At 72.4% G+C, this 25,796-nt stretch carries 25 protein-coding genes; 8 read left to right on the top strand and 17 right to left on the bottom strand.

Annotated elements, in window-relative coordinates; translation table 11 throughout:
* The 3 genes from AB0O40_RS32115 to AB0O40_RS32105 all read right to left on the bottom strand — a co-directional run.
* Window positions 1–520: restriction endonuclease (locus AB0O40_RS32115; RefSeq protein ID WP_365048967.1), on the bottom strand; the 520-nt coding region annotated here is incomplete at its 3' end.
* Between the two features lie 118 nt (window positions 521–638).
* Window positions 639–1,964 (bottom strand): phospholipase D-like domain-containing protein, encoded by a 1,326-nt coding sequence (locus AB0O40_RS32110; protein WP_365048965.1) that lies wholly within the window; start codon window positions 1,962–1,964, stop codon window positions 639–641.
* 227 nt (window positions 1,965–2,191) lie between these two features.
* Complete coding sequence (locus AB0O40_RS32105) at window positions 2,192–2,374, bottom strand: DUF6381 family protein (protein ID WP_365048963.1); 183 nt, start codon at window positions 2,372–2,374, stop codon at window positions 2,192–2,194.
* Window positions 2,375–2,583: 209 nt separating this feature from the next.
* Here AB0O40_RS32105 and AB0O40_RS32100 point away from each other — a divergent pair, with 209 nt between their 5' ends.
* The 3 genes from AB0O40_RS32100 (at window position 2,584) to AB0O40_RS32090 (ending at window position 4,158) form a co-directional block, all read left to right on the top strand.
* A complete protein-coding gene (locus tag AB0O40_RS32100; protein WP_365048961.1) occupies window positions 2,584–3,357 on the top strand; it encodes a glycosyltransferase family 2 protein in 774 nt (257 codons plus the stop codon).
* Between the two features lie 2 nt (window positions 3,358–3,359).
* On the top strand, window positions 3,360–3,725 hold the full coding sequence (locus AB0O40_RS32095) for a hypothetical protein (protein ID WP_365048959.1): 366 nt from the start codon (window positions 3,360–3,362) through the stop codon (window positions 3,723–3,725).
* Between the two features lie 178 nt (window positions 3,726–3,903).
* Window positions 3,904–4,158: a hypothetical protein gene (locus tag AB0O40_RS32090; protein WP_365048957.1), complete on the top strand. Its 255-nt coding sequence runs from the start codon at window positions 3,904–3,906 to the stop codon at window positions 4,156–4,158.
* A 140-nt stretch (window positions 4,159–4,298) separates the two neighbouring features.
* Here AB0O40_RS32090 and AB0O40_RS32085 read toward each other — a convergent pair whose 3' ends face one another.
* Window positions 4,299–5,609 (bottom strand): hypothetical protein, encoded by a 1,311-nt coding sequence (locus AB0O40_RS32085; RefSeq protein ID WP_365048955.1) that lies wholly within the window; start codon window positions 5,607–5,609, stop codon window positions 4,299–4,301.
* Between the two features lie 583 nt (window positions 5,610–6,192).
* Here AB0O40_RS32085 and AB0O40_RS32080 point away from each other — a divergent pair.
* The gene (locus AB0O40_RS32080; RefSeq protein WP_365048953.1) at window positions 6,193–6,396 is read left to right on the top strand and encodes a cold shock domain-containing protein; all 204 of its coding nucleotides are present in this window, start codon (window positions 6,193–6,195) and stop codon (window positions 6,394–6,396) included.
* A gap of 81 nt (window positions 6,397–6,477) precedes the next feature.
* On the opposite strand, the gene AB0O40_RS32075 is transcribed toward AB0O40_RS32080, so the two are convergent.
* From AB0O40_RS32075 to AB0O40_RS32065, 3 genes are all read right to left on the bottom strand, one after another.
* Window positions 6,478–9,264 carry a tetratricopeptide repeat protein gene (locus AB0O40_RS32075; protein WP_365048951.1) on the bottom strand — a complete coding sequence of 929 codons (2,787 nt, stop codon included), beginning with the start codon at window positions 9,262–9,264 and terminating at the stop codon, window positions 6,478–6,480.
* Between the two features lie 121 nt (window positions 9,265–9,385).
* Entirely contained in the window at window positions 9,386–9,739 is a 354-nt protein-coding gene (locus AB0O40_RS32070) for a hypothetical protein (RefSeq protein ID WP_365048950.1), read from the bottom strand.
* 127 nt (window positions 9,740–9,866) lie between these two features.
* The gene (locus tag AB0O40_RS32065) at window positions 9,867–10,286 is read right to left on the bottom strand and encodes an ATP-binding protein (protein WP_365048948.1); all 420 of its coding nucleotides are present in this window, start codon (window positions 10,284–10,286) and stop codon (window positions 9,867–9,869) included.
* Window positions 10,287–10,830: 544 nt separating this feature from the next.
* On the opposite strand from AB0O40_RS32065, the gene AB0O40_RS32060 reads away from it, so the two are divergent.
* On the top strand, window positions 10,831–11,682 hold the full coding sequence (locus tag AB0O40_RS32060) for a helix-turn-helix transcriptional regulator (RefSeq protein WP_365048970.1): 852 nt from the start codon (window positions 10,831–10,833) through the stop codon (window positions 11,680–11,682).
* A complete protein-coding gene (locus AB0O40_RS32055) occupies window positions 11,679–11,918 on the top strand; it encodes a DUF397 domain-containing protein (RefSeq protein ID WP_365048946.1) in 240 nt (79 codons plus the stop codon). Before AB0O40_RS32060 ends, AB0O40_RS32055 begins: the two co-directional genes overlap by 4 nt.
* A 161-nt stretch (window positions 11,919–12,079) precedes the next feature.
* Here AB0O40_RS32055 and AB0O40_RS32050 read toward each other — a convergent pair whose 3' ends face one another.
* The 9 genes from AB0O40_RS32050 to AB0O40_RS32010 all read right to left on the bottom strand — a co-directional run bounded on the left by AB0O40_RS32050 (window position 12,080) and on the right by AB0O40_RS32010 (window position 21,797).
* The gene (locus AB0O40_RS32050; protein WP_365048945.1) at window positions 12,080–12,526 is read right to left on the bottom strand and encodes a hypothetical protein; all 447 of its coding nucleotides are present in this window, start codon (window positions 12,524–12,526) and stop codon (window positions 12,080–12,082) included.
* A gap of 114 nt (window positions 12,527–12,640) precedes the next feature.
* Window positions 12,641–13,816 carry a peptidase M23 gene (locus AB0O40_RS32045; RefSeq protein WP_365048944.1) on the bottom strand — a complete coding sequence of 392 codons (1,176 nt, stop codon included), beginning with the start codon at window positions 13,814–13,816 and terminating at the stop codon, window positions 12,641–12,643.
* A 6-nt stretch (window positions 13,817–13,822) separates the two neighbouring features.
* Window positions 13,823–14,599, bottom strand: a complete 777-nt coding sequence (locus tag AB0O40_RS32040; protein ID WP_365048943.1) for a hypothetical protein — start codon at window positions 14,597–14,599, stop codon at window positions 13,823–13,825.
* Complete coding sequence (locus AB0O40_RS32035) at window positions 14,592–16,772, bottom strand: hypothetical protein (RefSeq protein WP_365048942.1); 2,181 nt, start codon at window positions 16,770–16,772, stop codon at window positions 14,592–14,594. Before AB0O40_RS32035 ends, AB0O40_RS32040 begins: the two co-directional genes overlap by 8 nt.
* Entirely contained in the window at window positions 16,769–17,320 is a 552-nt protein-coding gene (locus tag AB0O40_RS32030) for a hypothetical protein (RefSeq protein ID WP_365048940.1), read from the bottom strand. The genes AB0O40_RS32035 and AB0O40_RS32030 overlap by 4 nt, the downstream gene beginning before the upstream one ends.
* A complete protein-coding gene (locus tag AB0O40_RS32025) occupies window positions 17,317–19,878 on the bottom strand; it encodes an ATP-binding protein (protein WP_365048938.1) in 2,562 nt (853 codons plus the stop codon). The genes AB0O40_RS32030 and AB0O40_RS32025 overlap by 4 nt, the downstream gene beginning before the upstream one ends.
* On the bottom strand, window positions 19,875–20,480 hold the full coding sequence (locus tag AB0O40_RS32020) for a hypothetical protein (protein ID WP_365048936.1): 606 nt from the start codon (window positions 20,478–20,480) through the stop codon (window positions 19,875–19,877). Before AB0O40_RS32020 ends, AB0O40_RS32025 begins: the two co-directional genes overlap by 4 nt.
* Complete coding sequence (locus tag AB0O40_RS32015; RefSeq protein ID WP_365048934.1) at window positions 20,480–20,725, bottom strand: hypothetical protein; 246 nt, start codon at window positions 20,723–20,725, stop codon at window positions 20,480–20,482. Before AB0O40_RS32015 ends, AB0O40_RS32020 begins: the two co-directional genes overlap by 1 nt.
* 145 nt (window positions 20,726–20,870) lie before the next feature.
* The gene (locus AB0O40_RS32010) at window positions 20,871–21,797 is read right to left on the bottom strand and encodes a conjugal transfer protein (protein WP_365048932.1); all 927 of its coding nucleotides are present in this window, start codon (window positions 21,795–21,797) and stop codon (window positions 20,871–20,873) included.
* Window positions 21,798–22,253: 456 nt separating this feature from the next.
* Here AB0O40_RS32010 and AB0O40_RS32005 point away from each other — a divergent pair, with 456 nt between their 5' ends.
* On the top strand, window positions 22,254–24,419 hold the full coding sequence (locus tag AB0O40_RS32005) for a hypothetical protein (RefSeq protein WP_365048930.1): 2,166 nt from the start codon (window positions 22,254–22,256) through the stop codon (window positions 24,417–24,419).
* Window positions 24,420–24,422: 3 nt separating this feature from the next.
* Here AB0O40_RS32005 and AB0O40_RS32000 read toward each other — a convergent pair whose 3' ends face one another.
* Entirely contained in the window at window positions 24,423–25,034 is a 612-nt protein-coding gene (locus AB0O40_RS32000) for a GNAT family protein (RefSeq protein WP_365048969.1), read from the bottom strand.
* Between the two features lie 224 nt (window positions 25,035–25,258).
* Here AB0O40_RS32000 and AB0O40_RS31995 point away from each other — a divergent pair, with 224 nt between their 5' ends.
* The gene (locus AB0O40_RS31995; RefSeq protein WP_365048928.1) at window positions 25,259–25,726 is read left to right on the top strand and encodes a helix-turn-helix domain-containing protein; all 468 of its coding nucleotides are present in this window, start codon (window positions 25,259–25,261) and stop codon (window positions 25,724–25,726) included.
* Window positions 25,727–25,796: the final 70 nt, after the last annotated feature.

Below are 25,796 nucleotides of genomic sequence, written 5' to 3'. Positions count from 1 at the left end.
GCAGGCCACAGCCGCTCAAGCGGCGGGGACCCGCACATCCCGACCGCCCGCCCGCAAAACCGCCCCACCCCCCGTCCCGGGTCGTGGCCACCACGTCCGCGCCGAGGTCGCCGGCCCCGCCGGAGACCTCGACGGCGGTGCAGCCGTCCCGCGCGCACAGCGCGGCGACGGCGTGTTCGAACTCCGCCGGGTCCAGGGCGTGGTGGTCGACGGGTACGTCCGGCTGGACGTGGGCCGGCGCGGCGCCCGCGCCGGCACGTACCGCCGGCGCTTCGGCGGCCGGTGACCCGCGGGTCACGGTCCGCCGGCGCCCCGCGGCCACCAGGCCGCCGACCGCGAAGACCGCGGGCACCCCGCAGGCCGCGACGGGGGTGCCCGTCGTGGACCAGGTCTTCAGGCCCAGGGCCAGGCCTCCGACGAGGATGCCGACCAGCCCCAGGGCCAGTACGACGTCCCGCTTGCGCAGGCGGCCCGGCAGCCGTCGGCGCCTCTGGTCATCCCTGCCGGCCGATATCGTCACGGCCTCATCCGTCTGTACGTCCACAGCCCCGTCCCCCTCTCGACGGCCCTGCCGGCCGTCCTCCGTCACCCTCGTCATCACCCGCGCGGAGCCGCCCGGGCGGCGGCCCGCCCCGCTACTACAGGAAGCGGCGGATCGGGGTGACGGCCGCCTCCTTGGCGCGCTGCAGCGCGGTGCGGCGCTTCCAGCGGCTCGGGTCGATGTCCACGCTGTGGGCGAGGTCGGCCTCGTAGTCCCGGTCGAGTCCGGCGGTGAACTCCTCGTCCAGGACGGCCAGCATGACCTCTTCGTCGTGGTCCATGGAGCGCCGGTTGAAGTTGGTGGAGCCGATCAGGGCGGCCACCGAGTCCACGGTGATGATCTTGGCGTGCATCATCGTGGGCTGGTACTGCCGGATGCGCACGCCCGCCTCGAGCAGGCGGGTGTAGTGGTGCTGTCCGGCGAGCTGGCAGGCCCGCTGGTCGGTGTGCGGGCCGGGCAGCAGGATCTCGACCTCGACGCCGCGGGCGGCGGTGCGGCACAGCAGGTCGATGAAGTACGGGTCCGGGGCGAAGTACGCGGTGGTGAGCCGGAACCGCTCCTCGGCGGAGGTGAGCATGACCCGGATCAGCGTCTGCATGTCCTGCCAGCCGATGCTCGCGGATCCCCGCACCACCTGGACCACGGCCGTGCCGGGCTGCTCGTGCTCGGTGAAGCGGTCGCGGTCGTCGAAGAGTTCGTCGTGGCACTCGGCCCAGTTCTGCGCGAACGCGGCGGCGACGCCGTCGACGGCCGGGCCGCGGAGGCGGACGTGGGTGTCGCGCCACTCGCCGGGACCGCCGGCGTCGCCGCACCACTCCTCCGCGATGCCGACCCCGCCGGTGAAGGCGGTGGTCTCGTCCACGATCAGGGCCTTGCGATGGCAGCGGTGGTTCTGCTTGAACGGCGAGAGCCAGAACGGCTTGCGGAACCAGGCCACTTGGACCCCCGCCTCCGCCATGAGGTCCAGCAGCCCCCGCTCGATCTTCTGGGCGCCGAAACCGTCGAGCAGCAGCCGGACCCGCACTCCGGCCCGCGCCCGCTCGGCCAGCGCCTCGGCGAAGTCGCGGGCGATCTGGCCGCGCCAGTACACGAAGGTCATCATGTCGATCGTGTGCCGGGCGGAACGGATCGAGCCGAGCATTTCGGGGAAGATGCGGTCGCCGTTGCGCAGCGGGAGCAGGTCGTTCCCCTCGGTGGCGGCGACGCCGATCAGCCGCTCCAGCCGGCGGCGCAGGCGCTGCTTGCGGGCGGCCGCGTCGGACCCGGAGCCGGGTCTCGCGGCGCCGCCGGGCTGCGTCGGGACGGCCCGGACCCCATCGGTGGCCGGCTCGGTCGTGGGCGCGGCGGTGTGCGTGGCTGTCTGCGCGGTCGTCGCCGCGGCCTTCGTCACACGGTCGGGTGCCGCCGGCACGTCGTCGATCATCACTCGTGATCCCCCCTCTTACCGATCCCACGGGTACGCACGGGCTCGTCCGGCGAGCCCGCTCGCGCTCCTGCCCGGCCTGCTGTGGATCAATCCCCTGGGTGTGCCGACCGCGCCGATGCGGCACCCGCCCCTCATGCGTGAAGGCGGTCCGCGCCACGGGGCCGGGAGCCCCGGCGCGGACCGCCGACCCGTGCGTCCGGGGGCCCGGGAGCCGGGCCCCGGGCTCACATGGGGTCCATGCCGGTGCCCTCGCCCGGCTTCGCGCTCTCCTCCTGGAGGCGGCGGGCCTTGTCCTGCAGGCGCTGGCGCTCCGCCGGGTCGGTGGCGCGCTCGGCGGCCGCTTCCAGCTCCTTCGCCTTGTCGCGCATCTGCCGGGCACGGCCACGAAGCTCGTCTGCACCACTCATGATCACTCCTGGATGTGGGGAATGCGGCGTCCTCAGCCAAACAGGCGGTTGCGGTCTCCGCATCTCGATCGACGACGGAGCGTGACGGCTCCGTCCCGCGGTACGGTGACCGGCCCGGTGGGGCGTACGGGCGGGTCTCGGCGCGAAGTAGCCTTGACCGGCGACAACAGCCCTTGATGACGACCCCTCTCTCGGTAAGGAGCACCGCTGTGCCCTTGGTTTCTGTGGTGATGCCGGTACACAATTCGGCGGCCACGCTCGGGCCCTCGGTCCGGTCGGTGCTCGGACAGACCCACACCGACTTCGAACTGCTGATCACCGACGACGCGTCCTCGGACGACTCGATGGAGCAGCTGAGGGAGCTGGCCCGGCAGGACGAGCGGGTGCGGCCGGAGCCGGCGGAGCGGCAGGGCGGCGCGGCCCGGGCCCGGAACCTGGCCATCGCGCGGGCCAAGGGCGACTACATCGCCTTCCTCGACAGCGACGACTTCTGGCTCCCGACGAAGCTGGAGAAGCAGCTGGCCTTCGCCGAGACGGCCGGGACGCCGCTCACCTTCACCTCGTACTACAAGATGGACGCCCTGTACCCGGGCGAGGCGGCCGACTTCGTCCCCAACGACCGCGTGGTGTGGGCACCCGAGCACGTGGACTACCGCGCGATGCTGATCACGGACCACATCGGCGCCCTGACCGCCATGTACGACCGCCGGGTCGTCGGGTCGAAGCCGATGCCTGACATGCCGAAGCGGCAGGACTACGCCCTCTGGCTGTCGATCATGCGGGACGGCACCCCCGCGCGGGCGCTGCGGGAGCCGTTGGCGGTGTACCGGGCCCAGCGGGCCGGCTCGCTCTCCTCGAACAAGCTCTCCCTCGTCCAGTACAACTGGGAGCTCTACCGCCGCCACGAACAGCTCTCCCTCTACCGCTCCACCCGCGCCCTGGCCGGCGCCGCCTGGCACTCGGTCCGCAAGTCGCGGATCTAGCGGTGGGCGAGGGCCCGCACCTGTCGCACGAGGCGGTGGCCGAGACGCTGGAACGCGCGCTGCGCGACCGGTCGCAGGAGGGCGAGGCCGCGCACGTCCTGGTCGGATGCGTGTTGACCGACGACGATCGGGAGTTCGTCGAGCACTGGTGCGTGCAGGTGGGGACCCGCGCCGCGTCGGGCAGCCAGCTGCTCGGGCTGGCCGGCCTCTGCCTCGGGCACACCGCTCGGCGTTTCGGACACCTGAGCACCCCCGCGCTCGCGCTGGCGGAGTCGTTGGCGGCGCGCGCGGAGGCGGATCCCACCGATGTGGACGGCCGGGCCCTCGACGGCTTCGACGACGCCCGGAGCTTCCTGCACCTCTGGTGAGCCGCCCTATCCGGGCAGCCGGCGGGCACGCCACTCCCCCGTCCGTGTGGCGGTTCCGCGGGCTGCGACGGGCGGGGATTACATTGGGTGACGGCGTCGTCCCGGCCCGCGGCTGCGTGGCACCGGGGTCGCCGCCGATGCGTCTCCGCGGGTCGAACCGCTTGCCTCAGGAGGACAGATGCCGACCGAACAGTGCCAGACGGCCATGGCCGACCTCGCCGAGGCCAAGATCAGAACGGCGCGCCGGCTCAGGGAACTGATCGACGCCCAGGACGAGCTGCACGAGCTGGAGGCCGCCGAGCCCCCGGACACCACGGCGATCGAGGCCCAGCGGGCCAAGGTCCACCAGGCCGTGGCCAACCGCAAGGCCGCGCAGGAGGAAGAGGACGCCTGCCAGGAGCGCGTCGACGACTTCTGCGGCCCGCAGGAGTAGCACAGGGGCGCCGGGCCGGCTCCGGGCTGTGGCGGGACCTCGCACTCGGGGTGTTCGAGGGTCTTGCGGCAGTCGCACCGCGCACAGCCCCGTCCGCGCGCGGTGCGCGGCCGGCGTCGGGGCTGCGGCAACGGCGGCGATCAGCTGAAGGTGGTGATGACGGCGTGCGGCCCGCCGGTGCCGACGGCGGAGATGGCCCGGGCCGGCCGTCCGGTGGACCCTTCGTGCCAGCCGCCGGCGTCCGCCCAGATCTCGAAGATCACCCCGCTCTTGAGCGTGTAGATCCGGGCGTGCGGCTCACCTGTGTTCGCGGCGGAGATCTCGTCGGCGGTCAGGCCGGTGGAACCGTCGATCCAGCCACTGGCGCCCGCGTAGACCTCGTGGACGACACCGCCCTTCAACGTGTAGATGCGCGCGTGGCCGTCCCCGTAGTTCACCGCGGAGATCTTGTCGGCGGTGATGCCGGTGGAACCCTCGTGCCAGCCGCTCGCATCGGCCCAGACCTCGTGGATGACCCCGCCCTTGAGGGTGTAGATCCGCGCATGGCCGCTGTTGTCGCCGGTCTTCGTCGCGGAGATCTTGTCGGCGGTGATGCCGGTGGAACCCTCGTGCCAGCCGCTCGCATCCCCCCACACCTCGTGGATGACCCCGCCCTTGAGGGTGTATATCCGCCCGTGCTGCTCACCGAGGTACGCCGCGGAGATCGCGTCCGCGGTGATCCCCGTCGAACCCATCACCCACCCGTTGGAGCCCGCGTAGACCTCCTGGATCACGCCGTCCTTGAGGGCGTACGTCATCGGGTGCGTGCCGGAGCCGGTGTACACCGAGGAGACCGCCTGCACGGTGAAGTCCATCGAGCCGTCCACCCAGCCGTCGCCTGCATAGATCTCGTGCATCACGCCGCCGCCTGCCGGCACGCCCGAGTCCTCGACCATGCCGTTGTAGCGGTAGGGCAGGTAGCCGTTGTTGGTCAGGAAGCTCCGCGTATAGTACGAGCTTTCGACATGGGCAACGGTCCCGGGCCGCGCCTCCTCGATGACCACCGCCGTGTTGTGGTTACCGTCCGCCCACCCCTTGAAGAGCACCACGTGGGAGGAAATGTTGTCGATCATGTCGCCGGGCCGCAGGTCGTCCAGGCTGCCGAGCCGGGTCGCGACGGCCGGCAGGGTCTGGGTCGTCCGTGACGACGAAAGGTGCCAGGCCATGGACACGAACCCCGAACAGTCCTGCCGGTAGGTGGCGTCGTTGTCGACGTCCGAGGCCGCAGAGGTCTGGCTGTACGGAACCTGGCGGCTCACCCAGTTCATGGCGCGGCTGATCGCCTCGGATCTGCTGACCGAGCCCCCGATGCTCGACGCGGCGGCCGACGACGCGTTCACACCGGACAGGGTGATCGTGGCGAGGCTGGCGGCGGCCACGGCCGCGGAGAGCTTGCGGGAGTACGAAGACATGGGGATACCGCTTTCGCATGAGAATGAAGGGGCTGACCGCGACGACCTGGCTGCTCGGCACAGGTCACGGGAAGAGGACGGCTGGCACGATGCGCCGGCATCTCACCGGCATCCGGCGCCCCCCGCGACGGGGCCTGCCGGCTGGTGCGGCTGCTCGTGGCCGCCGTCGGTGACGAGCATGTCGGCTCGTACGAGGCTGATCCAGAACTTCTGGTGTCCTGAAGCGGCCCGTGCATAAGCCGTCCACGACCATTCGGTCAGACCGGCGGGAAGCACCCCGAACAGGCTCGGCGAGCGTCGAGGGAAGGCCGACAGAAAGTCGGACGGGGGCATTCCGGGTGGGGCAGGAGTCGTGTCGCGAGGGGCCTGTCAGGAGCTTGCCTCAGCCAATCGGCTGCGGCCCGTAGCCAGACGACTGCGGATCGGCTAACTTCCATGTCAGTAGTCGTGGTTCCGAAGTCCTGACGCCCGCGGTTCACGCCGTGGGCGTCTCGCTGTGCAGCAACGTCCGAGGACCAGGGCGATCACCTCACCCAGGGGTACTGACAAGCCAGTACCCCGCGATCCTCGAATGGGGAAACACATGGCAACCGGCACCGTCAAGTGGTTCAACGCCGAAAAGGGCTTCGGTTTCATCGCGCAGGACGGCGGCGGCCCGGACGTCTTCGTCCACTACTCCGCGATCAACTCCACGGGCTTCCGTGAGCTGCAGGAGAACCAGGCCGTGACCTTCGACATCACGCAGGGCCCGAAGGGCCCGCAGGCGGAGAACGTCACCGGCGCCTGAGCCGCTGCGAACCGCTGAAGGGACCGACGTCCATGACGTCGGTCCCTTCGTCGTGTCCGGGCCCGCGCGGGTCACCGCCTGTCAGCCCGGCCGCCGGCGTTGGAAGGCGGCTCTGAGCGTCCGGCCCAGGCCTCCGATCCCGCCCGGGCGGCCCGACGCGTGGGACAGCGCGGCGGCCAGGTTGTCGCGGCTGGCGGCGGTGTCGGGGTGGTCCGGGCCCAGCAGACGCTCGCGGGCCGTGAGCGTGCTGCGGTGCAGCTCGGCCGCGTCCCGGTGGCGCCCGAGAGCGTCGAGGCTGACGGCCAGGTCGTTGCCGCCGGCGAGGGTGTAGGGGTGGTCGGGCCCCAGCAGGCGCTCGAGGGCCGTCAGGGTGCGCTGCTGGAGCTCGGCCGCCTCCTGGTGGCGCCCGAGGCTGTAGATGCTGGCGGCGACCTTGCTGCGGCTGGTGAGGGTGTGCGGGTGGTCGGGTCCGAGCAGGCGCTCGCGGGCCGTGAGCGTGCGGTGGTGGAGGTCGGCCGCTTCCCGGTACCGCCCGAGGTTGAAGAGGGCGACCGCGAGGTTGCTGCGGCTGGTGAGGCTGTGAGGGTGGTCCGGGCCGAGGACGCGCTCGCGGGTGGCCAGGGTGTCCTGGTGGAGGTCGGCGGCTTCCTGATGCTCTCCGAGCTGGTCGAGGGTGTTGGCGAGGTTGCTGCGGCTGGTGAGGCTGTGGGGGTGGTCGGGGCCCAGGAGGCGTTCGCGGGTGGCCAGGGTGCGCCGGTGCAGTTCGGCGGCTTGCTGATGCTGCGCGAGGCAGCTGAGGGTGACGGCGAGGTTGCTCGCGATGCTCAACGTGTCGGCGTGGTCCGGGCCCAGCAGCCTGTCGCGCGTGCCCAGGATCTGCTGCTCGAGGGCGACGGCTTCGTGCAGCCGTCCGAGGCCGCCCAGGGCGTGCGCCAGGTTGCCCCGGCTGTTGAGGCTCAGGGCGTGGTCGGGCCCCAGCACGCGTTCGTACGCGGTGAGGGTTTCCCGGTGCAGGTCGGCGGCTTCGTGGTGCCGCCCCAGGTCGTTGAGGGCGTTCGCCAGGTTGTTGCGGCTGTTGAGCGCGTGCGGGTGGTCGGGGCCGAGCACCCGCTCGTACGCGGCGAGCGTGGTCCGGTGGAGGTCGACGGCTTCCCGGTGGCGGCCCAGGTCGTTGAGGGCATTCGCCAGATTGTTGCCGCTGTTCAGCGTGTGCGGGTGGTCCGGTCCCCGCAGGCGTGCGGTGACGGTGAACTCCGCCTGGCTGAGGTGCGCCGCGGCGCCGTAGGCCCCGGCGTCGGAGAGGTGGCCGCTGAGGGATCCGAGGGCGTGGCGCAGGCCGTCGCCCTGGTCGTGGGGGAAGCCCGCGGCGGTCACCAGGTGCGGCGCGAGGAGGACGGCCGCGCTCCACCCCGAGCGGCCGGCCCGGGTCAGCTCCGCGACGGTCTGGCCGAGCCGGCCGACGAGGGCCCGCCGGTAGGGGTCGGGGACCGGCGCCGCCGCGGTGTGGGCGTGGGCGGTGATCTCGCGGACCAGGGAATGGAGGAGGACCTGTCCGAGGGCCGGCCGGCCGTCGTCCCCGAGGGGCGTGTCGATCAGGCCGTACGTGTGCAGGCCGTTCAGGGCCGCCTCGACCTCGCTCGGGCCCGCCGGCTGTCCGGTGGCCTCGGTGACCAGGTCCGGGGTCAGGAGGCTGCTGGGCACCGGTGCGGGCGCGAGGAGGGCCAGCAGGGTCAGCACGGGCCGTACCAAGGGCAGGCCGGCCGCGGTCAACTGGTCCAGGGACAGCTCCCAGGTGTGCCGCACGACCGTCCGCGCGACCTCCGGGTCGCCCGCCTGTGGATGCTCGGCGCCCAGCAGCGTGGACATCTGGGTGTCCAGGGCCGCCGTGTACGCCGCGAGGGTGTGGTGGCGGCTGCCGGCGGCGGAGAGGTAGCGGCCGGCGGCGTGCAGGGCCAGCGGGAGTCCGCCCAGCCGCGCTGCCAGGGCCCGGGCTTCGTCGACCGTACCGGCGTGCGGCGCGAGGTCCCGGAGCACCTGCCCGCCGGCCTCGGCGTCCAGGGGTGTAACGCGGTGGAGGACGGCGAGCCGGCCCCACACCTCGGGGTCGGTGTTGCGGCTGGTGACCAGGACCAGGCCCTTGGTGGCGGGCCGGATCCAGCCGCGGTAGCCCGCCACGTCCTCGCCGTTGGGCCCCACCGAGAGCGGGTCGTCGACCCCGTCCAGGACCAGCAGCCACCTGCCGGTGGTCTCCAGGTGCCCCCACACGACGTCCGGGAGCCCCGCCCGGCCCGTCCTGGCGTCTTCGAGTTTGGACTCCGGCAGGCCGCAGGCGAGTGCCGTCCGGGTCATCTGCTCGGCGAGGTCGTCCGCGTCGTTGTGGCGGATCCAGAACACCGGCCGGCCCTCGGCGCGGGCGATGTCGGCGAGCGCGGCGGCCAGTGTGGTCTTGCCGATGCCGCCGACCCCGCAGACCACCGCGTACCTGCCCTGGGGCCGGGCCGACAGCTGTCGCAGCGCGTCCAGTTCGCCGGCCCGGCCGCGGACCGCGCCGGAACCGTGCGGCGCCCGCAGCGAACTCATACCGCCCGCCAGCACCCGCCCCAACGACACTAATCGCCCGGGATGCCCGCCCTCGGCGGCGTCCAACCGGCGGCCGATCAGCCCGAGTACGAGCGATCCGACGGCCAGGACGCCGAACACCGGCCAGACGACCGCCGGCCGGGCCGCCCAGTCCGGCACGGCGGCGGTGGCGTAGTTGGTCACCACCCCGAGCGCGCAGGCGGCGGCCGCCGCCGACCCGCTGACGACCGACCCGACCCGCGCCCGCCCGCCACCGCCCACGCCCGACCCCCACCCAGCCCGTGACACCTGGCCCAAGCATGTGGCACCGGAACGCGCGCCGTCCCGCGAAACGGGGGATCACCGGGGCGGGGCGCGAGCGTTACCGGCAATGGCTCGGTCGGCGGCGTTCGCGACGGCCCGGCACGCCTCAGTGGAACTCGCGGACCACCTGGATCTCGCCGACGATGTGCGCGTTGAACTCGTCCAGCTCCTCGGCCGGCACCCAGAGCTCGAGGATCGTCTCCCCGCCCGCCTGCTGGACGGGGTATCGGGTCAGGAACTCCGACTCCACCTCGAAACGGGTGACGTAGCCCGCGCCGTCGTGCTTCACGTTCCAGTCCCGCGCGATCCTGACCGCGTAGTCCTCGTTGAGGACCGGGTAGAAGATCGGCTGCTCGGGCAGCCGCGGCGGCCAGGCCCGCCAGCCCAGCTCGCGCACCAGATCCAGCTCCTTGGGACCGGTGGGACGCCAGAGGGTGGTGGTGGGCAGCGGGCTGTTCATCGGTATCGCTCTCTGGTCTCGTGTCGCAGCCACGCCGCGACGGAACCCCGGACGATACCGGCACCACGCACCCCGCAGCCACGCGGTTTCCGTCCGCGGTCCTGTGCTGCGGTGGGGGTGTCCTCGTTCACCGCGGCGCTTCCTCGGTGGCGAGTTCGGCCCAGATCCGCTTGCCGGTCCGCAGCCGCTCGCTGCCCCAGTCCGTGGCGAGCCGGTCCACGAGCCGGAGCCCGCGGCCGGACTCGGCGTGGGCCTCGGTGTCGGTGTCGGGCGGCGCGATGGCGGGGACCGTGCGGCTGGTGTCCGTGACGACGATCCGTACCCGGTCGGGGTGGCGGGTGACCGAGACTCCGACCCTCCTGGTGCCGGTGTGGCGGACGGCGTTGGTGACCAGCTCGGACACGATCAGGGCCGCGTCGTCGACGAGGTGGTCGAGGCCCCAGGTGTGCAGGCAGAGCGTCACGTCCCGGCGAGCGCGCGAGGGCGCGGTGGCCCGCGGCGCATACCCGTCGCTGTACCGCTGTGGCCCGACGGCAGCGGCTTCCACGTCTCCGTCCACCGCCCCGATCACCGGCCGGTCCCGCCCGGTACGGGTCCCTGTATGGCCGGCGCCGCGGGCTCGGGCCCGCGGCCGGCGCCCATCGGGCCCGTCTGGGCGAGGGCGGGGCAGCGGGTACGGAGAGTTGTACGGATTGTGCCCTGACTCATGGCTGGCCTCGGCAGGTCCGGGTCGGGTGGTGGGCAGGGGTCTTCGCGCCCACTACGGGTGGAGTGCACGAAGCCCTCGACCGGGCGCGGTGGCCCGGCCGGATTCGGGACTGCCGCATCCCGTCTCAGCGTGATCCGTCACTGACAGACGGTTACGGCGTCGCTCATGAAGCATGCACCCGACAACGCGATGCCTGCAATCGTTGCAGTCAAACTCCCAACGAATAGAGGCATGTTCGATCGACTTCCCGTCCCCCGGCGAGGCAGACTGACCCGGAAAGAGGGCACCCCGCCCCGGAGAGGGAAGACTCCACCCAGGCATCGACCGGCCATCCCGCAGAGAGGTGCAACTTCCCGTGCCTACACCGCCACTCGTGCAGACCGTGCGCAGACGCCGCCTCGGCAGCGCCTTGCGGAACTTCAGGAAGAACGCCGGCCACACGTCCGACAGCGCGGCGCGCGCGGTCGGTTGGGACGGCAGCAAGATCAACCGCATCGAGAACGCGAAGGCGCACCTGCCCATCAAGGACGTGAAGCCGCTCCTTGAGGCGTACGGGGTCACCGACCAGACCGTGGTCACCGCCATGGAGGAACTGGCCCGCGATGCCAACAAAGTCGGCTGGTGGAGCAACTACGGCGACCTGCCCGAGACCAACTACAAGGACTACATCGGGCTGGAGGAGGACGCGGAGGCAACCCGCATCTACCTGCCGGGTGTTCTTCCCGGCCTGCTCCAGATCCCGCAGTACGCACGCGAGATCATCACCGCCACCGCCATCACGCGGACCGCTGTCGAGGTGTCCGCGCTCGTCGAGATGCGCAAGAAGCGCCAGGCCATCCTCACCGACCCCCACCGGCCGGCCGGACCGCTCGATCTCTGGGCCGTCATCCACGAGTCGACCCTGCACTACCGCTCGGCGACTCAGCCCTCGCTGATGCGCGAGCAGTTGCGACACCTGCTCGACATGGCCGACCTGCCCAACATCACCATCCAGGTGATGCCGATACTCGCGACTCCCCACCCCGGTATGGCGGGCCCGTTCCACATCGTCAGGTTCCCGCACCCCTGGCCCACCGTCATCAGCGTGGAAACCCTCCGCGGCGGGACCTTCGCCGAGGGAACCGACGACGTGAAGGTCTACGAGGCCGCCTTCGAACGGATCGTGGCCGCTGCGCTTCCCGTCGACGACTCGCGGGAAAGGATCAAATCCACCATGGAGGACGACAGGTCATGACTGACACGACCAGGCTGCGCGCCACCGACCTGCCCGAGGCGACCTGGCGAAAGTCGTCGTTCAGCGACGCCGGCGAACAGTGCGTCGAGATCGCCGACACCCGCACCACCCGCGGCTTCATCGCCATCCGCGACTCGAAGTCGCCCGCCGGCCCGGCACTCGCCTTCACGGCGGCCGCCTTCACCGCATTCCTGCCGCATGCGGTCCAGGGGCTGCCGCCCAACCCGCGGGCCTGACGCACCGCGCCACGAGCCGGCGGCACAGCACATCCGAGGCACGTCACGCCGGTCCATGCGCAAGCGGGCCCGGCTTCCCCCGACACGGGCTGGTTCGTCGAGGAGCTGCCCCGTCCCGCGTCCGATGGAAGGGCGCGGGACGGGGCTGGTGGCGCGGAGCGTCAGTGCTTCTTGGTGTTCGCCAGGTCGGCGATCAGGATCTCGACGCACTTCGAGGAGGTGTTGGTGCCGGCGAACACCACGGCCTTCATTCCCTCGCCCAGGTCGGCGGCGCCCCGCACCTCCCAGTCGCCCTTCGTCACGGTCTTCACGTCCACGTCGCCCTTCCGGTCGCTCTTGCCCTCGGTCCAGCCGGCCTTGACCAGGCCGGCGATCGTGTTCGCGAACGACTTCTTCGGATCGGCGGCCTTACCGGGGGCGTCCACCGCCCAGTCGACCTTGCACTCCTTGGCCTTGGGCCCCACCGTGTCGACCGACGCGTCCTTGGTGAACCCGGCCGCCGTCGCGGCTGCGTCGATCTCCTGTGCGACCGTGGCCGCTTCCACCTTCACACCGGTCTCACCGGCGCACCCCGCCACGAGCAGTACGACACCGGTAGCCGCGGCCACCAACCCAACCCTGCGCACGTTCCCCCCAGTTCCACACATGAAGGCCTCTCGCCCCCATCGAACAAGTGCCCAGTCTTGCACTGTGCGTGTACGAGGAGGTCCGGAGGAGCGGCGCTAGCCGCCCTGCGGGTAGTACGGGGGTGCCCAGCCCAGGTAGGTGGCGTGCCAGCGGGATTCGATCTCGGTGGCGGGGACGATGTCGATGCGGCCGGGGCGGCGGATGTCGTTGCTGGCGATGTTGCCGTCGCCCACGTAGACGGCGACGTGGCCGGCCCGTTGGCCGGTGTCCCAGTACATGAGGGCGCCCGGGGGCGGGGTGCGGTCCTTGTCGTGTCTCATCGCCGCCGGCATCGCGCGGTAGTGGTCGACGGCGTACAGGACGCCGGAGTAGTGCCAGCCGTAGGCCTCGGCGGTGAAGGCCAGGCAGGCGCGGTACCAGCGGTCGCTGCCGTGTTCGGCTTCGTGCCTCGCCCAGGCGATCGCGTCCGCCGTCGAGCGCGGGTTCCTGACCTGCGGCGGCCAGCCGGCCTTCCCGTCGTGGAACGGGCTGCCGGGCCTGCCCGGCTCGTCCGGGCCGTCGTCCTCGCAGTCGGCGTCCGGGGCTCCGGTGCCCTGGCCGTCTCCGGGTGGTCGGGTCCCGCCGGGCGGCCGGGTGCCCGGGCGGTCCAGGTCTATCCCGGCCTCGCCGGCGATGGCGCGGGCGGGCGTCTCCTGGCGGTCGTAGAGGGTGGGATAGGCGCTGCGCTGCACGGCCTGGGCGGCGGCGCCGAGGGTCATGGTCGGCCAGCCCTGGATGTCGGTGAGCCCCGGCGGGTCGCCGTCGGTGTCGTCGCCGGAGAAGAACATCCCCGCCGCGTAACGCGGTTGCATGATCTGCTCCTTCGTCCCCCAGCCCGTGGAGGGGCGCTGTTGGAAGAGGCCGACGGAGTCGCGGTCGCCGTGGTCGAGGTTGAGCAGGGCGGACTCCTGGAGCGCGGTCATCAGGGCGATCAGCACCGCCCGGCCCGGTAACCCCTTCTCCCGGGCGACCGCGTCGATGGTGGTGGCGTTCCTGATCTGGTTCGCCCGGGTGTCCCGGTCGGGCGGTCGCGGGCCCGTGCCTCCGCCCGGCTGTTCGGCCCCGGGCCGGCCCCGGTCCTGGCAGGCGTAGGCGTGCGCACCGCCCGCGGTGATGAAGCCGAACAGGGACAGCAGTCCGATGAGTGCGGCCGCGCCCGCGGCCCCGAGCTTGACGATTGCCCCGCCGCCGCTCGACGCCGCGGCGCGCGGCAGGGCGTCCCTCCCCTCCATGCCGGCTCAGACCCCCAGGACCGCCGAGACGCGCCAGCCCGAGACCGTGCTGGTGACTTCGACCTGCAGGACGGTGGTCTCGGTGTACGCGGTGTACCCCTGGACCGCGACCGTCGCGGTCACCGTCCGCCAGATCCGCACCGGGTTGTCGGGCGGCAGCTGCCCGCCGGCCGGCCCGGTGCTCACCACGGTCACGGTGCTCACCCCACCTCGGCTGACCAGCTTGTCGAAGGCGGGATCGGTATGGCCGGCGAGGTTGTCCGTCAGCCCGGCCGTGGCCCAGGGGGCCGACCGGTGGACGGCCGGCTTGTGGTCCTGGTCCACGGGCGGATTACGGGTCAGGTACCGGCGGACCCATTCCTTCGCCACCGCGACCGGCTCGGAAAGGTCCGGTTCCGGTGCGGTCGGCGAGGGTGATGACGCCGAGAGCGACGGGGCGGCGGCCGGAGCCCCCGCATCGTTCGCCGGGACCCCCGTCGTGGTGGGCGTGATCACCCCGACGACCCTGGACTCGGCGTTCCCTCCCGTCAGCCAGTCCGGTCCGGTGCGGAGCCACACGCCCATGGCGAGGAGGGCGAGGACCAGCAGCAGGGCGGCGCCTGCGGTGATCGGGTCCCTGCTGCGTTCCCGGGCCACCCAGGCGGTGGTCCGGCGGCGTTGCCCGGCCCGGAAGGCCTTGCGCGCGCGGCGTCGCTGCCGCCACCCTCCCTCCTCCGCGTCCTGCGGGTAGGCGTTGCTCAGCAGGGCCCGCCACTCCTGCGGGCTGCGCTGCTCCTCAGGCACCGGGCACCTCTTCGGTCGGAGGGAACTGGACGTGGACGGGTACGCGCCTGCGGCGGGGCGGGGCGGGCTGGGTCACCGGCCGGCGGCGGGTGGCGGAGGTGCCGGGCGTGGGTTTCGTCGTCCGCTCGCGGGCTGTCGTGGGGTCGGGACGGGTCCGAGCGGCGATCTGCCGGGGGCCCGGGGCGCCGGGTGGGGGGAGCTGACGGAACGACACCGCGGGGGACGGGAGGTCCGGTTCGGCCTCCGTCGCCTCGGGGGCACCTCTGTCGTGGATCGCTGCGGCGGCGCGAGAGAGGCCGGCCTCGGCCGGTGGGGGCACCGCCCTACCCGTCGTGGCCACCTCAGCGGGCAGTCCGCGGGTCGGTACCGGCGGCGCGGGCGCACCGGCGGCCGTCGAGTCCTGTGGCGCGGGTACGGGCCGCCGCGGCACGCCGGAGCCGGGCCCCTCCGCCTGTGCGGTGGGGTTGATGCCGCCGCCGGCCGGTACCGCGGCCGGGTTGAGGTCCGGTACGTGCGGCGGTCCGGCCAGCGAGGGCGCGTCCCCGGCGACCGAGACCTTCGGCTGCCATTCCGACGGCCGCCGGTACGCGCGCATCACCGCGGGACGCCGGGCGAGCCCGCCACCACCGGGGCCGCGACCGCCGACCCCGCCACCGCCGTGGCCGACTCCCCCGCCACCGGCTCCCGTACCGCCTCCGGAGCCCGAGCCGCCGGTGGCCGTGAGCGGGCCGTCGTCCGAACGCCGCGTCCCGGACCGGCCGGTCGTCCGGCCACCGCCCAGTCCGCGCACCGCACGCATCGCGCCGCGCGCGGCCATCAGGCCGAGCACCGCCCCCATGGGGGACGAGGCGACCCCGGACACGCCGATGATCGACTCCAGCACCCTGCGGAACCTGAGCGCGACCAGGGCCGCCGCGATGGAGAGGCCGGCCGCCGGGAGCCAGCCGACGCCGGTGGGACTGATCATCTTGGTGGTGGCCACCTGGAGGACCAGTACGCAGGACAGGACCATGGTCACGATGAAGGACTGGAGCGTGAAGCCGAGGAGTTGGTCGAACCAGCGCAGGCCCCACTGCCTCGACCTGCCGGGGATCACCCACATGCAGGCGAAGACCACCCCGCACACCAGGAGCATCAGCGCGCCGAGCAGCGAGGCCAGCGAGGCGAAGGCCAGGGCCAGGACCAGCGCTGCGAAGATGCTGATGCAGACGAGGGCGAAGAGGCAGACCATGACCCGCTGGACGGGCTTGTGGCCTTCCCACCACAGCTCGGAATCGCGCCCGACGGTTCCGCCCATGCCACCCGTCAGATTGTCCTGGAGCCAGGATTTGCGTGTGCTGCCGGTGCCGGGGACTCCCTGGTCGAGGGTCTTCTGACCGTACTTCCGGCAGACCTCCAGGGAGCCGAACTCAGCGATGCACCAGGGGCCGGCCACGTACGTGCGCCAGACGGCGTCGGTGGACTTGCGCAGCATGTCGTCCCTGCCGGTGCCGGTGTAGGCGGGCTGGTGGGTCATCTTGAACGGGAAGTCGTCCACGCCGGTGCCGATGCCGTCGGAGGCCGCGTTCATCGCGATGCTCGAACCGATCTGGCGCGTGGAGTCGACCCCTTCGACCCACGTCTGGGGACTCTGCAACAGGGACACGGCGACCACTCCGGAGACCACCACCCACGCAACCTGGGACAGGCCTCCGGCGCCGCCCCCGTCCTTGTGCCGCGCGAAGGCCACGAAGCCTCCGACGCACAGGGCGGCGGGCAGCAGCGTCAGAGCGAGGTTCTCGGCCGCCCCGCCGATCATCGTGGTCAGATCGTTCTGCAGCTCGGGGATCGAGGTCGTCTCGAAGATCCAGGAGACCACGACCGTCACAGCGGTGCCCAGGGTCACCACGAGACCCATCAGGACGTTCGCGATCGCGTTGACCGGGGGGTCGAAGACGTCGGTGTGGCCGTAGTCGTCGTCGAGGAACCACAACTCAGGCCTGCTGTAGTCCTCGTAGAGAGTGCCCTGGCCATGAGGCGCACGGCTCGCCGGGGAGGGAAGGAGGTCGCCGATACCGGCGGGGTCGATGGTTTCCGCGTGCGCGTGGGCTGCCGCCAGTACCGAGATGGCGAGCGCGAGCAGCAGTGGTACGGCTAGTCTCCGCAGCCGTGGCAGGGAGAGGGCGGGGGTCACTGCTGCGGCCTGGTCAGGGCGTCGTAGAGGGGGTTGCCGTGCGCGATGTCGGTGTCGTGGACGGTCTCGCGCTGCTCGACCCGCCAGACTCCGTTCTCCTTCACGACGCGGACGGCCTTGCGCGTGATGGACGCCTCCGTCGGCCACTTGACGTCGTAGGCGAACATGACGCCGATGCCGGCGGGGTGATCCCCGATGGACGGGACCGGAAGCGGTCCGTCTTCGAGGCGCAGGGGTCCCAACTCCGCCCGGTCCGGTTGCGGCGAGGTGGAGGGGGAGGCCGTCCCGACCGGAGGCGGCGTGGGGACGACGTTGTCCGCCGCGCATTCGTCGACCGACTTCCCGAAGCGGTAGGCGACGGTCCTGAGTTCGCAGGCGCGGTGCCAGTCCGGCTTCATCGCGGCGAGCTGGTACTCCTTGGCCACCGCGACGGCACCGGCCATCGGGTCCGGCTTCTTCTCCTCGGCCCGGGTTTCGTCCTTCGAGCAGCCGCCCACCGCCAGGGCGACGGCGAGCAGCAACAAGGCGGGCGTGCGGCGGTGCGTCATTCGGTGTTCTCCTGCGTCTGAGGGGTCGGTTGGTCGTCGGACGGGGCGGCCTTGGGCGAGGTGTCCAGCAGCCTGAGCAAGTGCAGGCTCGGTACGTCCCACTGGACGGTGGCGGCCTGGAAGCGGCGGTCGCGGATGATCGAGTGGCCGTGGCGGATCTCGCCGTCCGGCTGCATGCCGATCGACTGGATCAGCGCCCTGGTGTGTGCTCCGGCCGGCAGGCCGAGGAGTTCGGCGAGTGCGTCCTGCTGTTCGGCCTGGGTGAGTTGGAAGCCGACCACGGTCGTCAGCTGCTCCACCACCCCGACCAGGCGCGCCAGCGACTGCGGGTCCTGGGTGTCCAGCAGCAGGGCGGTCGACAGGGCGCGCCCGACCCGGGCGAGGTAGTCGAGGAAGGCCGCGCCCTCGCGGGTGGCGGTCAGGACGTGCACCTCGGGCACGCAGACGACCTTGCGCAGTCCCCTGAGGTCCTTGCGGCCCGCGGTGGTGATGCCGTACGCGAGCATGGAGTGCATCAGGGCGACCGACATGCGTTGCAGGACGTTCCAGTCCTCTCGTGCATCGGCGGCGCCCGGCAGCGAGAGGCCGGGGATCTGGACCACCCGGATGCCGGGCTCGGGCGCCAGCGGTACGGCCCCTTCCGCGGGGCGCCCCATGAAGGGCGCGCCGATCGCGGTGACGGACAGTTCGTACAAGGCCTCCCCCGTCTCGCGGGCCAGCGGGTCCGAGGAGTGGCGCAGGCGGTCGACGACCTTCCAGGTCGCCGGTTCCCCGGCGGCGATGACCTCGTTGACGGCGTGCTGGACGGGCGTCTCCGCGCCCCGGGCCCGCAGGTGCGGCGGCATCGCGATGCCGAGCTGGGCCGGGACCTCGATCTGGGCGCGTTCGGAGCCGTGCCGGTCCAGGAGGGTGAAGAGGTCGGCGACCCCGGCGAAGCGGGGGCCGGTCTCGATGAGGTGCGCGTCGAGGCCGTAGTGCCGGCCGGCCGTGACGACCCCGCCCATGTCGCCCTTGACGTCGATGGCCAGGACGAACGCGCCGCGGAAGGCCGCGTCGAGCATGGACAGCATCATGGCCACGGTCTTGCCGCGGCCGCTGCGCCCGCACCAGGCCGTGGTCGTCGCGTCCCCGCGCTCCGAACCGATGGTGACGTCGTTGCGGAACAGTCCGGGGGTGGTGCCGGTGAGGTAGCCGACGATCGGTCCGGTGTCCTCGCCCACCCGCGCCCCGCCCCACCACCAGGAGCCGGCGAGCGCGGTGACCTCGCGTACGTGGCCCAGGTCCGGGACCCGGAGCCGGTCGCCGGGCTGGGCCTCGAGCCACAGCTCCCGCTGTTCCTCCTCGGCCACGCCGGCCTCGATGCCCAGTCCGCCGAAGTGCTGGACGACGGCGTCCACCCGGGCGCGCAGGTCCGTCAGGCCGGTGGTGCTGGTGACGATCAGGCGGGGGTGGTCCTCGACCAGGGTGACGTCCTCCCGGCCCATGTCGCGCACCAGCGCGCGCATGGCGCCCTCGGTCTCCTGCACCGCCTGCCCCGGGTCCTCCGCCGACTGCATGGCCGCCGACCGCCGCTGCTCCTTGGCCAGTCGGCGCGCCGCCTCGGCCTTGCCCATGGCCTCGCGTTTGGGCAGGACCTTGAAGCGGACGGACGCCTCGGGGCTGACGGGCAGGATCAGGGAGGCCGGGTCGACGTCGCCGGACATCTCCCCGTCGTCGATGTCGGGGACGTACGTGATCTCGGACAGAGTCCGCAGCCACTCCCCCGTCCCCGGTACCTCCATCACCTCGGGGAAGCCCGAGATCGTCAGGATCGCGACCCACGCCGCCGTTCCTCCCCGCCCGTCGAGGACCCGCAGGTGGTCGGGGTAGGGGAGGATCCGGCCCCGGGTCAGCTCGGCCAGTCCGGCGCCCGTGACGACCCCGGCGGCCGGGGAGGGCGGAGTGCTGGCTCGGTGCTGTTCGCGCGCGACCATCCACGCCAGCGTCTCCACCGGCGCCGGCTGCGCCCGCCACGGCGTCGACTCCAGCAGTCGGCCCAGCCGGCGCATGCTCCCGTCCAGGCGTGCCAGCTCACGGCGGCCCGGGCCGGTGGAGACCACGCCCAGGCCCTCGCCGACCGTGCGTCCACCGGCGCCGGGCGTGGTACCGCTGCGTTCGCGTGCGGTGATGCGTACGCCCATCAGCAGGTGCCGCGACGGCAGGGCGATCTCGTCCAGCCGGTCCACCCGCAGCGCGGCCCACTCCGGCCATGCTCCGGCCGTGAACAACCCGGCGGCCTCCTGCCGGTAGTCCTCCGCGTCCAGCGGCGACCACAGCACCTTCAGGTGCACCTCGCTGCCGGCCAGGATCCGGGCCAGCGCGCCGGCGGCCTCGTCCAGTTCCTTGTCCCGGGCCGTCTCGCTCATCAGGTCCGTGTTGGAGCCGGCCAGGACGAACCAGGCTTCCGCGTGCGTCGTGGTGACGACCAGGCCGTCCGCCAGGGCGAGGTACCGGGGGGCCGCCGCGCCGCGTTCGCCGCCCACGCCGAGGAAGGAGCTCAACCTCTCGATGACCTTCATACTCGTGCCCCCTCTCCGGCAGGGGAGGCCTTGCCGAGGGCGCCGGCGCCGCGTCGACGTCCGACCCGGCCCAGGCCGCGGGCCCGGGCGATGGCGTCCGGGGCGTACAGCCGCGGTCGGGCGGCCAGCAGGACCGGCGGGCCGGACACCGCGGTCGGCTCCCGGCCCTCGGACCGCTCCTGGTGACGGCGGCGTGCGGGCTCCCGGCGCAGGAGGTCGGCCGTGGCGCCCCATCGCTCGCTCCGGGGGATCCACTCCGCGCGGTCCGCGTCGAGGCGTCCGGCGCAGAGGATGGGGCGGTGACCGGCCGTCAGGTAGCGGAGGGTCAGGGTCCAGTAGGTGATGTTCCAGCGCCGGTCGTTGCGGCGGCTGCGCTGGGTGCCGAGCGCGGCCACCAGCAGCGGCGGTACGCAGTACAGGGTGAACGTCGTACGGTCCGGGAGGCCGAAGGCGAGCAGCAGCGTGCCGGTCCAGCCGAGGCAGAGCGTGAAGCCGAGCAGCAGCGCGCGGCGGGGCATGCCCTCGCCGAGGTCGAGCCCGAGGAGTTCGTGCTGGCGGGTCTCGATGTGGAAGTGGGCGGTGTGGGTGTGGGCGGTGCGCATCAGGCGGACCCCTCGACCTTGGACCACAGGCCGGTCAGGAGGGCGCGCATCTCGTCGGGGAGCCAGATCATCGCGCCCACGAACACCGCGGCGATGACCAGGGTGATCATCTTTCCCCAGTCGTCCTTGATGAAGTAGCTGATGGCCCGGACGGCGAGGAAGGCGCCGAAGAGGTTGCCGGCGGCGGTGAGGATCCAGTCCCTCAACTGGGATCCGGTGGTCAGGGCGAGTGTCGTCTCGTACATGGCGGGGCCCTTCGGGGTCGGTGGTCGAGCGGGGATCGGCGGACGTGGTCCGCGGGTGTGGAGCGCGGCCCGGGCCGCGACTGCGGGCAGCCTTGGGTAAGGCTGAAGTCGAGGTCGAGGTTGAGGTCGAGGTCGGACCGGGTGGCTACGAGCCGCCGTGGACGGCGGTGACCTGCCAGCGGGCGGCGTCGGCACTGGCGACGCGGGTGAGCTCGATGCGGTAGGTCTGCTCGAGTGCGGCGCCGGCCATGGACCACACGACGCGGGCGGTCCCGCTGCGGTCCGCTCCGGTGCCGACCGTGACGGTCCAGGAGGACAGCGCGGCGAGTTCGACGCCGCGGGGCAGGGGCGCGACGGTGGCGCCCGGGGCGGTGACGGACTCGGTGGCGCCGGCCGCGTAGGCGGCGAGGAAGGCCTTGACCGTGTCCCGGGTCTGCTCGGACAGTTCGGCGTCCGGCTGCGGCGCGGGTGCCGTGGGGGCGGCGGGGCCGGCGGTGGGGATGCCGACCAGGCCGGGCGGGCCGGTGACCACGACCCGGCCCGCGGTGAGGACGACCGGGACGTCGAGGCCGATCCAGCGGGAGGAGGACGCGGCCGCGGCGGTCGCGGAGTCCGGGTGTGTCTCGGCCTTCCCGCCCTTCCCGGCCGGCGCGTCCTTCGCCCGGACCAGCGCGTCGATGCGTACCCGGGCCCGCTGACGGGCGGCCGGGGTCACGGTGCCCGGCTCGACGGCCAGGACCCGTTGGCTGCCGTGGCCGTCCCAGCCGAGGCTGGAGTCCGCGTCCGCGGGCAGCACGCCGGCCAGCACGGCCGCCCGCTCCTCCGCGTGATCGGCGTCGAAGGTCAAGTAGGCGCGGGCGAAACGTGCGGCCACCGCCTGCGCCTCGCCGACCGGATACGCCGCCACGGCCGCGGGTGCGGGCGTAGCGGTGGGTGCCGGGGCGCGGTCGGGCGTGATCCACGCCCTGACTCCGGTCACGGCAGCGAGGGCGACGACCGCCCAGAGTGCGCCGCGGCCCAGCCTGCGTGCGGTCCTGGCGCCCGGCCGCTCCTCGATCATCGACCACGGCACGGGCGGGGCCGCCTGCCGCGAGGCGGTGGGCGAGCCTGTGTCCGGACCCGGGGGCTCCGGGTGACCGGTGCCACCGTTCACCGTCGGTTCTCCGCCCGGCTCCTGCAATCCCGGCCGCCCCGCGCCCTCGGCCTCGTACTCGTAGCCGTGCCCGTGCTGAGGCTCGGGCTCCGGTAAGCCCATGACCTTCCGGGAGATCTTCCGCAACGACCCCACACCGACTCCCTCCCCGACCAACACCCAATCAATCTGAATGATTGCGTTCGCGAATCCACCGCGAGGTTGCCGATCATCTGCCACAACCACCCCGCCCGCCAACAGCCTTTCAGGACACGAATACTGGCCTGAAATCGGCGACACCCGTCACGGCCTGGGCAGTTTGACTTGCTCCCTCAATGCGTCACACTCGCAATGTGAATCGTGACCTAGCAAACCGAGTCAGGCACAGGAGGGAACATGGCGCATCCGGGTGCGCGGCTGGCGGGCCTCGCCTCGATACCGGGCGGGATGGTCGGCGTCGGCGGTGGGCTGCTGGGCGTGCTGATCGTGCTGGGGGTCCTGGCCAACCAGGGCGGCCCGGCCCAGCGGGCGGAGTTCAACCGCGAGATCGAGCGGTTCTGCACGGCCGTGGCCGCTGGGATCGGCCGGTACGTCAGCGGGCGCGAGCTGTCGGGCGTACCCCGCAGCGAGGCGACCTGGTGGCGGGCCGGAGCTCCGCTGCCGGACGACCGCCGTGGCGAGAGCCCGCTCGGCCTGGTGGGCGGCCGGCTGTCGTTGCGCAAGCCGCCGCGACCCAGCCGGCGGCGCGGGCTCCGTATGCTCGCAGCACCGGTCCCCATGCTGGTGCACGGGCTGGCGGGCCCCGTCCGGGTCGCAGCCGTGTGGCACCGCTGGCCGCTGGCGGCCCGTTCCGCCGCCAGGTTGGCACCGTTCGCCGTCGGGTGGGGCGCCTGGCGCTGTCCCGGTCAGACCTCACTCGCCATGACGTCAGTCGCGGTCGCCGTGCTGATCGCGGCGCTCACCGGCCCCTCCGGGCTGGGCTGGTGGCACAGGCCGACGGTGTGGACCGATGGTCAGGTCTACGGGCCCGGACTGTGGGCCGCGCTGCGGCAGATCCTTCGCCTGGCGGAGGACGAGCCACGTTCCCGCTGGCTCTCCGTCCCCGATGACATGTCGGCGGAGGGCGCGCGGATCGTCCTGCGTCTGCCGGTGAAATGGGTCGGTGGCCCCGAAGGCGTCCATGCGGTCGAGCGGGTGGTGACCGAACGGGCACCCGGCCAGTGGCAGGCCCACTGGGAGCGCACCAGGCGAGAGCACTACGTGCGGTGGACCCTCAAACCGCCGCCCGCACCCGATCCCGAACTGCCCGCACTCGTGGAATGGATCCCCTCCCCCGAGCCCGGCCGCGTGCATCTCGGAGCGGGCCACGAGGGCCCGGTCTTCGTGAACACCGGTGGCGAGACACCGCATTGGGGCGTGTCCGGCGGTACGGGCGACGGGAAGACGACCGTGCTGCTCATCCCGATCGTCCACGCCCGCCAGCACGGCGCGCTCGTCGACGCCATCACCATGAAGTCCAACGCCTTCCAGGACATCGAGGGCGAGTCGGGGATCCGGGTGCACACATCGGGGCGTGCCGCGGTGGCCGCCCTCGCGGAGTTCTACGTCTCCATGAAGGCCGCCGAGGCCCTGAAAGGCACTCCGCAGGGCGACGCACTGCCGGCGCGCGTCCTCGTCATCGACGAATTCGCCTCCTTCGTGAAGTCCGCGAAGATCTGGTGGAAGTACGGGATCGGGGGCAAGGGCATGCCGCCGTTCGAGGCCTGGTTCCACATGGTCCTGATGCAGGGCCGGTCCGCCGACCACAAGATGGTCATCGGCGCCCACACCTTCACGCGCGAACTCTTCGGCGACACCGAAACCCGCGACCTGGTCGGCACGAAGGGAATCGTGGGCCCCGCCTCCCACCCCAAATGGCTTGTCACCTACGGAGCTTCACCACGCGTTCCGTACGACCACCAGATCAAGGGGCGGGGCGTCATCGGCATCACCGGCGTCGAGGAGGTACGGGAGATCCAGTACGCGTACATCACCCCGCACGCCCGTCGCCACCTCGGCGCCTGCGCCCCCGCGCCGGACTGGCACGCACAGGGCCGGCTCGCGCCCTGGATCACCCCCGCGGCCCGCGAGGAAGCGGAACAGGAGCTGGCGATCGCCGCGTTCCTCCCGGGCGGGGCCTACATGCGCGGCGTCACACTTGTGACAGACCCGGAAACCTCCGCCCGGACCGAGGTGTCACACAGCTCAGAGCATGTGACACCGCCCGCCCCCACCGCCCCCGTCACAAGCGGTGTGACAGACCCCGAGCAGCCCCCCGCCCCACCGAACACCGCGGAACCGGAACCCCCGGGGCAGTACACCCTCCGCGAGGCCTGCGAGCTGCGCATCCTCCCCACCAGCTACCCCAACGCCCGCCAGCGCCTCGCCCGCAGCCGCAAGGACGGCATCCCGGGCCCCGTGGGCACCAAGGCCGCCGGAACCACCCGCTACACGGCAACCGAACTCACCACGTGGTGGCAGCTCGTCACGACGACGAAGCCAAGCCAGCAGCCCGGCGAATAGCAGTCACGGCGTAGAAGGCCCGGCCGCCTGCGGCGCCCCCTGGGCAGCCGGGGTCGGCGCGGCTGAGGGGCGCCAGTCGCGACGCAGCAGGCCGTACACCCATGAGTCGGATACCTCGCCGTTGACGATGCAGTCCTCCCGCAGGGTTCCTTCGCGGAGGAATCCGGCCTTCTCCAGGACCCGTCCCGATGCCGGGTTGCGCGTATCGACCTCGGCCTGGACCCGGTTGAGGAGGTCCAGCGCCTCGAATCCCCAGCGCAGGACGGCGTGGGCGGCCTCGGTGGCGTAGCCGTGGCCCCACATCGCTTCCTCGAGGCAGTAGCCGAACGAGGCGCTGCGGTTGCCCGGGTCCCATCGGGTCAGGCCGCACCAGCCGACGAAGGCACCGTCGGAGAGGCGGTCGATGGCCACCCGGGCGCCGGTGCCCTCCTCCTCGATCTTCTTGCACGTCGCGAGGAAGCGGTCGGCGCGGGACCGGTCGGTCCAGGGCGCGGAGTCCCAGTACCGCATCACGCGGGTGTTGCTGTGGAGGGCGTAGAGGCGGCCCGCGTCGGCCTCGGAGAAGGGGCGCAACCGCAGCCGGGGAGTGGACAACTGAGGAGTGGTCAGGGTCATGAGCCTCATGCTGCGTCCTCACCGGGTGGGCGGGACACCGAATATCCGTGCGCGAACCTGGTTCCGTCCCAGCGGACTTCCCACCCGATCGGGCGAACATCCTTGCGGTGCTGGCGGTTCGGGTTGCGGACGGTCTACGCTTCTGCGTCATCACCCCACAACGAAGGTGACCCCGGCGGTGCTACCAACACCCCGGGGCCCGACACCGAAGAGGATCATCTTCGATGCGCATCCACCATACCCCGCGCAGGCGGGCGTTCACCGTCCTGGGCAACGACGTCTTACGCGACCGCCGCCTCAGCTTCACCGCCCGCGGCATCCTCTGTTACCTGCTGTCCCTCCCCGACGGCGCCCACGAGGACGCCCGGACCCTCGCCGACAAGAACCCGGGGCTCGGTCGCCGTGGTGTGGCCAAGGCCTTGGACGAACTCGTCGCGCTCGGCTACTACGTGCGGCGCACCACCCGGGACGAGCACACCGGGCAGGTCCGCACCGACACCTCCGTCAGCGACACGCCCCTCGGGCAGGGAGCACCGGTTCCCGCCCCGCCGGGCGCCGGTGAGCCAGTCGCCGGGAAGGCGGGAAGGTCCCCCCAGGGGGTTGAGAACCCCGGGGAAGAACCCTCCCTCCCCGAGGGCAGCCGAGCGCCTTCGTCACCACCGGCTCCGGGCGAGGCCGACGCGGCGGCCTGATGCCGTCGAGCACGGCGGTGAGCGGGGTGTGGATGGCGTTGCGGACGGCGGCGGTGTCCACCCGCACCGA

This window comes from Streptomyces sp. NPDC089919, from assembly GCF_040684615.1.
Taxonomy (GTDB): domain Bacteria; phylum Actinomycetota; class Actinomycetes; order Streptomycetales; family Streptomycetaceae; genus Streptomyces.
The sequence above is the reverse complement of the archived record's forward strand: the minus strand, read 5'-3'. Positions and strand labels throughout refer to the sequence as shown.